We start from the raw sequence: 8,223 nt of genomic DNA on the forward strand, positions 1-8,223 counted from the left end.
GTTGTTCAACTGACCCACCGCATCGGGGGCAAGCCCCCTCCCACATTGGGACCCGTGTTGTTATTCAGATCTGTCTTTTCCTCCAGAAGCGCCGCACACCCACCGGTGTGCAGGTGCTCACCGCGTGAGATTGCGTTATGGATGGTATTTTCCTGCAGCAACTGGTCAATGGCCTGACCCTCGGGTCGGTCTATGGCCTGATCGCCATCGGCTACACAATGGTCTACGGCATCATTGGCATGATCAACTTCGCCCACGGCGAGGTTTATATGATTTCCGCTTACCTCGCGGCGATCAGTCTGGCACTGCTGGCTTACTTCGGCATCGAATCCTTCCCGCTGCTCATTCTCGGTACGTTGATTTTCACCGTGGTCGTCACCGGCGTTTACGGTTGGGTCATCGAACGGGTCGCCTACAAACCGCTGCGCAACTCCACCCGACTGGCCCCGCTGATCAGCGCCATCGGGATCTCCCTGATCCTGCAGAACTACGCGCAGATCGCCCAGGGCGCGAAACAACAAGGCATTCCAACCCTGCTGGCCGGCGCCTGGCGCGTCGACATCGGCAGTGGGTTCGTCCAACTCACGTACACCAAGGTCTTTATCCTCGTGGCGGCGTTTGCCGGCATGGCGTTGCTCACCTACATCATCAAGTACACCAAGCTCGGCCGCATGTGCCGCGCCACCCAGCAAGACCGCAAGATGGCCTCGATCCTGGGGATCAACACCGACCGCGTCATCTCCTACGTGTTTGTCATCGGTGCCGCCATGGCGGCCCTGGCCGGCGTGCTGATCACCCTCAACTACGGCACGTTCGACTTCTATGCCGGCTTCATCATCGGCATCAAGGCGTTTACCGCAGCGGTACTCGGCGGCATCGGCTCCCTGCCTGGGGCGATGTTGGGCGGGATCATCCTGGGTATTTCCGAGTCGCTGTTCTCGGGGTTGATCAACTCTGACTACAAAGACGTGTTCAGTTTCTCCCTGCTGGTGGTGATTCTGATTTTCCGTCCCCAGGGCCTGCTTGGTCGCCCACTCGTGGCTAAGGTGTAAACATGTCTGCTGCCAAACCCATCGATATCAAGAAAAGTGTGGTCGATACGGTCCTTGCCGGGCTGATTTCGTTGATCGTGTTCGGTCCGATCGTCGGCGTGGTCCTCGACGGCTACAGCTTCAACCTGGAACCGGCCCGTGTGGCTACCCTGGTCGCGATCGTGATGGCCGGGCGCTTTGCCCTGAGCCTGTTCCTGCAAACCCCCAAGGGCGTGAAGATCCTGCAGGGTTTCGAAAGCAGTGGTTCCGGCGTGCATGTGCTGCCCCCGGACTACAAATCGCGGCTGCGCTGGATCATTCCGGCGCTGATCGTGATTGCCATCGTGTTCCCGATCTTTGCCAACAAGTACCTGCTGACCGTGGTGATCCTCGGGCTGATCTACGTATTGCTCGGCCTGGGCCTGAACATCGTTGTCGGCCTGGCCGGGCTGCTCGACCTGGGTTATGTGGCGTTCTACGCCATCGGTGCCTACGGCCTGGCGCTGGGTTATCAATACCTCGGCCTGGGCTTCTGGAGCGTGCTGCCACTGGCAGCCATCGCGGCAGCGCTGGCGGGGTGCATCCTCGGGTTCCCGGTGCTGCGAATGCACGGGGACTATTTGGCCATCGTGACCCTGGGCTTCGGTGAAATCATCCGCCTGGTGCTGAACAACTGGCTGTCGTTCACCGGCGGGCCAAACGGCATGCCGGTGCCGTCGCCGACCTTCCTCGGCCTGGAGTTCGGGCGCAAAGCGAAGGACGGCGGGATTCCGTTCCATGAGTTCTTCGGCCTCGATTACAACCCCAATATCAAGTTCATGTTCATCTACATCGTGCTGTTCCTGGTGGTGCTGGCGGTGCTGTATATCAAGCACCGCCTGACCCGCATGCCGGTCGGCCGCGCCTGGGAAGCCCTGCGCGAAGATGAAATCGCCTGCCGTTCCATGGGCCTGAACCACGTGCTGGTCAAGCTCTCGGCATTCACCATCGGCGCGTCCACCGCAGGTCTGGCCGGGGTGTTCTTTGCCAGCTACCAGGGCTTCGTCAACCCATCGTCGTTCACCTTCTTCGAGTCGGCGCTGATCCTGGCCATCGTGGTGTTGGGCGGCATGGGCTCGACGGTCGGCGTGGTGATCGCGGCCTTCGTACTGACCGTCGCGCCGGAATTGCTGCGCAGCTTCAGTGAATACCGCGTGCTGCTGTTTGGCGTGTTGATGGTGGTGATGATGATCTGGCGTCCGCGCGGCCTGATCCGCATCAGCCGTACCGGTGTGACGCCACGTAAGGGGGTAGCGCCATGAGCAAGGAAGTCGTCCTCTGTGTGGAACACCTGATGATGCACTTCGGTGGCATCAAGGCCTTGAGCGATGTGAGCCTCAAGGTCGAACGCAACTCGATCTTCGCCCTGATCGGCCCCAACGGCGCGGGCAAGACCACCGTGTTCAACTGCCTTACCGGCTTCTATAAAGCCAGCGGCGGCAAGATCGAACTCAATATCCGTGGCAAGCAGACCAACGTGATCCAGTTGCTCGGCGAGCGGTTTAAAGCGGTGGATTTTGTTTCGCCGAAAAGCTTCCTCAGCCGCGTGTACTACAAGATGTTCGGCGGCACCCACCTGGTAAACCGTGCCGGCCTGGCCCGTACGTTCCAGAACATTCGCCTGTTCAAGGAAATGTCGGTGCTGGAAAACCTGCTGGTGGCCCAACACATGTGGGTTAACCGCAACATGTTGGCGGGCATCCTCAACACCAAGGGCTACCGCAAGGCCGAAAGCGACGCAATCGACCACGCGTTCTACTGGCTCGAAGTGGTGGACCTGGTGGATTGCGCCAACCGCCTGGCCGGCGAGCTTTCCTACGGCCAGCAGCGCCGCCTGGAAATCGCCCGGGCCATGTGCACCCGGCCGCAGATCATCTGCCTGGACGAACCGGCAGCGGGCCTCAACCCCCAGGAAACCGAAGCCCTCAGCGCGATGATTCGCCTGTTGCGCGACGAACACGACCTCACGGTGGTGCTGATCGAACACGACATGGGCATGGTGATGAGTATTTCCGACCACATCGTGGTGCTGGACCACGGCAACGTGATCGCCGAGGGCGGGCCGGAAGCGATCCGCAACGACCCAAAAGTGATTGCCGCCTACCTGGGCGCAGACGAGGAGGAGCTGGTATGAGTGCACCTATCCTCGAAATGAAGGACCTGGACGTGTTCTATGGTCCGATCCAGGCCCTTAAAAAAGTTTCGCTGCACATCAACGAAGGCGAAACCGTGAGCCTGATCGGCTCCAACGGCGCGGGTAAATCCACGCTGCTGATGTCGATCTTCGGCCAGCCACGGGCCGAGTCGGGGCAGATCATCTACAACGGCGTCGACATTACCCAGAAGTCGTCGCACTACATTGCGTCGAACGGCATTGCCCAGTCGCCGGAAGGGCGGCGGGTGTTCCCCGACATGACTGTCGAGGAAAACCTGTTGATGGGCACCATCCCGATTGGCGACAAGTTTGCCCAGGAGGATATGCAGCGCATGTTCGAGCTGTTCCCACGGCTCAAGGAGAGGCGTAACCAGCGTGCGATGACCATGTCCGGTGGCGAGCAGCAAATGCTCGCTATCGCCCGTGCGCTGATGAGCCGGCCCAAGCTGTTGCTGCTGGACGAACCGAGTCTGGGCCTGGCACCGATTGTGGTGAAGCAGATTTTTTCGACCTTGCGCGAGCTGGCGTCCACCGGGATGACTATTTTCCTGGTGGAACAGAACGCCAACCATGCTCTGCGCTTGTCGGACCGGGCGTACGTGATGGTCAACGGCGAGATTCGCCTGACCGGCACCGGCAAGGAATTGCTGGTGAACGAGGAAGTGCGCAACGCCTACCTGGGTGGGCATTGATCTAAAAGCTTGATGCAAGTCCCTTGTGGGAGCGGGCTTGCTCACGAATGCAGTGTGTCAGTTTCAGATGTTCTGACTGACCCACCGCACTCGCGAGCAAGCCCGCTTCCACATGTGTTTTGCGGTGCGCGGAAAGCCTCCCGCCAAATTGTGGAAAACAAATCCAGCCACCCTCCAAAGCGCGACATATAGCCGCCGCAAATCCCTGTTTTGTCACAGTTTTGACTTGTCCCCATCCGCTGTGGAACCGGCTGTGGGTAACGTGGGTGTAGCTGGCTGAAGCCCTTTGTTTACGTGGCTTTCAGCGCAGTGGTTGTTTTTTGATCAGTGGCTTTTTTGCGGCCAGTCGACTGCTTTGTCAACCTGTTTAAAGACACAGGTATATGACCGAAATATGTCCCGTCGGCCTGTGGATAAGTCTGTGACTAAACTCTGGAAAGACCGCCGCAGAGGCCGGAATGACTGGCCTGGAGCCATCGTTGTGTTTTCACCTTGACGCCTGGGCCTACATACGCCCGAACCCAGGTCAAGCAAAAAACTTTCTAAAACCGCCTGCAGGCCTTGTCTACAGGGGCCTGGGGCTTTTCACAGTTGCCCCCAAAGACTGTGGGCGCAGTTGTGGATAACCTGCGTGCATATGGCTGCAGGCCACGGTTTACAAGGCTTCGCCAGGGTTGATCGAAAAATGATCAGATTTCGCTTAAGTTTATCCACAGCAGTTGCTGCCACTGCGGCGTAAGGGCATTCTGCTGGCTGATTTTTTTCTCGATGCCCGCAAGGAGAACACCATGTCCGACACGCTATTTATTACTGGCGCAACCTCAGGTTTCGGCGAAGCCTGTGCCCGTCGTTTTGCCGAAGCCGGCTGGAAACTGGTGCTCACCGGCCGTCGCGCGGATCGCTTGAATGCCTTGGTTGAAGAGCTTTCCAAGCAGACCGAAGTGCACGGCCTGGTCGTCGACGTGCGTGACCGCAAGGGTATGGAAGACGCCATCGCCAACCTGCCACCCTCGTTCGCCAAGCTGCGCGGGCTGATCAACAACGCCGGCCTGGCCGTGGGCACCGACCCTGCACCCAAGTGCAGCCTCGACGATTGGGAAACCATGGTCGACACCAACATCAAGGGCCTGCTGACCACTACCAGCCTGCTGCTGCCGCGCCTGATCGCCCATGGCCGTGGCGCCGGGATCATCAACCTGGGCTCCATCGCCGGCAGCTACCCGTACCCGGGCAGCCACGTGTATGGCGGCTCCAAGGCGTTTGTGAAGCAGTTCTCGCTGAACCTGCGCTGCGACCTGCAAGGCACTGGCGTACGCGTGACCAACATCGAGCCAGGCCTGTGCGAAAGCGAGTTCTCGCTGGTGCGCTTCGGCGGCGACCAGGCGCGCTATGACGCCACCTACGCCGGCGCCGAGCCGATCCAGCCGCAGGACATTGCCGACACCATCTTCTGGGTGCTGAACACACCTGCACACGTCAACATCAATCGCCTGGAGCTGATGCCGGTGAGCCAGACCTGGGCCGGGTTTGCGATTGAGCGCGGGGCCAAGTAAGGCTTTAGACCGCGTCGCTGCCATTGGGGGCAAGACTCCCTCCCACAGTTGATTGCATTCCAATGTTGGGTGGGAGGGGGCTTGCCCTCGATGGCGTCAAATCGGCCAAAACAGGACATAAGGTACACTCCACTCCGGCAAACCCCTCCGCACTGTGCGGTTTTAAGGTTTTGACAGGAGGAAATGTGAGTAACCGAGGTGAGCAGGCGCTGCTCAAACAATCGACCATCCTGATGTTCGCCGTTGCGATCGCCGGGATCGTCACGGGCGTGGTATCCGGCGCCCAATCGATTTTATTCGACGGCTTTTTCTCGTTGATCGCCACCGCCATCAAGGTGCTGATGCTGATCACGGCCAAGCTGATCGCCAAGAAAAGCAACCAACGTTTCCAGTTCGGCTATTGGCACCTGGAACCCATGGTGCTGTTGATCGAAGGCAGCTTCCTGCTGCTGATCGCCATCTACGCGTTTCTCAACGGCGTGTTTGGCATCATCAATGGCGGGCGCGAGATCGAGCTGGGATTGGTGATCATCTACGCGGCGGTGTTTACCGTCGTCGAGTTCGCCTACTTCTTCTACGTGCGCTACCGCAATCGCACGCTCAAATCATCACTGATCCAGTTCGACAACATCAGCTGGCTGGTGGACGCAATGCTCTCGGTGGGCTTGCTGATCAGCTTTCTTGCCGCGCTGTTGCTCAAGTCCCAGGGCTACGGCGAGTGGGCGGTATACGTCGACCCGCTGATCCTGATCTTGCTGGCCCTGAGCATGCTGGCGCCTGCGTTCAAGATCCTGCGCCCGGCGTTGCGCGAGGTGCTGGGGATAGCGCCGGACCACCTGGACGACACCGTGCGTGAAGTGATGGACGCGGCGCAGGCCAGACATGGTTTCGACGACTACGTGTCCTATGTGCAAAAGCACGGGCGCGCGCGATTTATCGAGATTCATGTGGTGCTGCCGGCGGATTACCCAGTGGATAACGTCGCCACGCTCGATGCGCTGCGCGAAGAAATATCCACAGGGTTGGGCACGCCGGATGCGGCGCGCTGGCTGACGATCAGTTTTACCGGGGACCGCAAGTGGGTCGCGTGAGGGGCAGCTAGACCGAGGTGAGGCCTTCGCGAGCAAGCCCGCTCCCACATTCGACCGCGTTTTAACGCAAGGACGCGGTTGAATGTGGGAGTGGGCTTGCCCGCGAAGAGGCCCTTGAGGTCAGCCGAAATGCTGGATCAGCCCCTGATAGCAGGTCGCCAAGTGATACGGCGTGGTCGACGGCATGTCCCGTCGGCTCACGGCGCCCTGGGCATCCAGGCACTCATTCCAACCCTTTTCATGCAGAAAGTGCTGTTGCAGCGCCAGCAATTGGCGCTGCAGCACAGCCTCGCTGCCCGGGCGCAAGGTCAGTGCCCGCAGGTACTCGGCCTGGGCCCAGATCCGCTGGGTACCGTCGCGTACAGTACCGTCCAGGGCGAGCATGCCGCTTACCGCGCCGTTCGATGTATCCACACCCTTGCGTTCAGCGTAGGCAAACGCTCGCGTCAGTGACGCATGCAGTGGCGTGCCGCGCAGCACCTCGGAAGACTCCAGCAAAAAGAACCACTCGAACTGGTGTCCTGGCTCGAACCAGTTATCCACAGCGCCCAGCGGTTTTTCCATCATCACGCCGTGCTGGCGGTCGATGAAACGCTTTTGCAGGGCGGTGGCAAGGTCCAGCAGCGCGTCTTGCGTGATGGCGTCTTCGCGCACCGCCAGCGTGGCGAGGAAACCTTCGGCCAGGTGCATCAGCGGGTTTTGCAGGGGGCCGGAATTGAGCGATGACCAGTTGCGCTCCAGTACCGCTTCGTACAGGCCGTCGCCGCTGGCGAAACGTTCGGCGACCACGGTCAGGGCCGCGTCGAGCACCGACTCCACCAGCGGTTCACGCACCTTGGCCCAGTAGTGCGCACAGGCGAAGATGATGAACGCGTGGGTGTAGAGGTCTTTGCGCTTGTCCAGCGGCTGGCCGGCGGGGTCGATGCTGTAGAACCAGCCGCCGTGCTCGGCGTCGTGGAAATGCCGTTGCAGGGACCGGAACAACGCCGCCGCGCGCTCCTCGGCGAAGGCCTTGCCGGGCTCGCTGATCAGGCTGGCGAACAGGTACAACTGCCGCGCACAGGCCATGGCGCGGTAGCGTTGCGGCGGCAAAGGCTGGTGATCGGCGCCCAACGCCTCATAGGGCAACGCCAAGTCGGCGTTCCAGCCCGGGCCCTGCCAGAGCGGCACGATCAGGCTGTGGAAGTGCGCAAGCACGGAGTTCAAGGAGGGTTGGGAAGCGCTGGGCATCGGCTGGCGTCGTCACGGCATGTGTGTAGGCGCGCATGGTATCAGGCTTGGGATTGGTGGTGTCTGTGAGTGAGCCATCGGGGGCAAGCCCCTCTCACACTTTGATCTGTGAACCCAATCAAATGTGGGAGGGGGCTTGCCCCCGATGAGGTCTTCAGCAGCGCTGCAAATCAGCCCGCCAGCAACCACACCCCAGTCGCCGCCGAGGCCGCCCCGGCAACTCGTACCAACGGCGCCGCCGCAGACGGCAGGAAGCGCACCACGGCATACCCGGCAGCGTGCAACACCGCCGTCGCGCCGACAAAACCTGCGGCGTACGTCCAAGGGCTGGACATGTCCGGCAACTCCAGGCCATGGGCCACGCCGTGGAACAGCGCGAACAGCGCCGTGGCGCCGACCGCCACGAACAACGGTGGCCGCACCGCCAGCGCC

General features: G+C 60.7%; 8 protein-coding genes. 6 read left to right on the forward strand and 2 right to left on the reverse strand.

Going from position 1 to position 8,223, the window contains the following annotated elements; translation table 11 throughout:
* Positions 1-137: 137 nt before the first annotated feature.
* The 6 genes from WBR57_RS30165 to WBR57_RS30190 all read left to right on the forward strand — a co-directional run bounded on the left by WBR57_RS30165 (position 138) and on the right by WBR57_RS30190 (position 6,561).
* On the forward strand, positions 138-1,052 hold the full coding sequence (locus tag WBR57_RS30165) for an ABC transporter permease subunit (protein ID WP_003236186.1): 915 nt from the start codon (positions 138-140) through the stop codon (positions 1,050-1,052).
* A 2-nt stretch (positions 1,053-1,054) separates the two neighbouring features.
* Positions 1,055-2,332, forward strand: a complete 1,278-nt coding sequence (gene livM, locus WBR57_RS30170) for a high-affinity branched-chain amino acid ABC transporter permease LivM (protein WP_424089252.1) — start codon at positions 1,055-1,057, stop codon at positions 2,330-2,332.
* Entirely contained in the window at positions 2,329-3,204 is an 876-nt protein-coding gene (locus WBR57_RS30175; protein WP_424089254.1) for an ABC transporter ATP-binding protein, read from the forward strand. Before livM ends, WBR57_RS30175 begins: the two co-directional genes overlap by 4 nt.
* Positions 3,201-3,917: an ABC transporter ATP-binding protein gene (locus tag WBR57_RS30180; protein ID WP_424089256.1), complete on the forward strand. Its 717-nt coding sequence runs from the start codon at positions 3,201-3,203 to the stop codon at positions 3,915-3,917. The genes WBR57_RS30175 and WBR57_RS30180 overlap by 4 nt, the downstream gene beginning before the upstream one ends.
* A gap of 788 nt (positions 3,918-4,705) precedes the next feature.
* Positions 4,706-5,470 carry an SDR family oxidoreductase gene (locus WBR57_RS30185; RefSeq protein ID WP_101273714.1) on the forward strand — a complete coding sequence of 255 codons (765 nt, stop codon included), beginning with the start codon at positions 4,706-4,708 and terminating at the stop codon, positions 5,468-5,470.
* Positions 5,471-5,655: 185 nt separating this feature from the next.
* Entirely contained in the window at positions 5,656-6,561 is a 906-nt protein-coding gene (locus WBR57_RS30190; RefSeq protein ID WP_424089259.1) for a cation diffusion facilitator family transporter, read from the forward strand.
* Between the two features lie 120 nt (positions 6,562-6,681).
* Here WBR57_RS30190 and WBR57_RS30195 read toward each other — a convergent pair whose 3' ends face one another.
* Together WBR57_RS30195 and WBR57_RS30200 are read right to left on the reverse strand one after the other, a co-directional pair.
* Positions 6,682-7,791, reverse strand: coding sequence for an AGE family epimerase/isomerase (locus WBR57_RS30195; protein WP_424089261.1), 1,110 nt, complete (start codon positions 7,789-7,791; stop codon positions 6,682-6,684).
* Positions 7,792-7,961: 170 nt separating this feature from the next.
* Positions 7,962-8,223: HupE/UreJ family protein (locus tag WBR57_RS30200; RefSeq protein WP_424089263.1), on the reverse strand; the 262-nt coding region annotated here is incomplete at its 5' end.

Origin of the sequence: Pseudomonas sp., assembly GCF_049590575.1 — a bacterium.
Taxonomy (GTDB): Bacteria; Pseudomonadota; Gammaproteobacteria; order Pseudomonadales; family Pseudomonadaceae; genus Aquipseudomonas.

Coding starts and splice junctions, on each gene's coding strand:
- WBR57_RS30165 (WP_003236186.1), top strand. CDS start 138: ATGGATGGTATTTTCCTGCAGCAACTGGTCAATGGCCTGACCCTCGGG.
- livM (WP_424089252.1), top strand. CDS start 1,055: ATGTCTGCTGCCAAACCCATCGATATCAAGAAAAGTGTGGTCGATACG.
- WBR57_RS30175 (WP_424089254.1), top strand. CDS start 2,329: ATGAGCAAGGAAGTCGTCCTCTGTGTGGAACACCTGATGATGCACTTC.
- WBR57_RS30180 (WP_424089256.1), top strand. CDS start 3,201: ATGAGTGCACCTATCCTCGAAATGAAGGACCTGGACGTGTTCTATGGT.
- WBR57_RS30185 (WP_101273714.1), top strand. CDS start 4,706: ATGTCCGACACGCTATTTATTACTGGCGCAACCTCAGGTTTCGGCGAA.
- WBR57_RS30195 (WP_424089261.1), bottom strand. CDS start 7,791: ATGCCCAGCGCTTCCCAACCCTCCTTGAACTCCGTGCTTGCGCACTTC.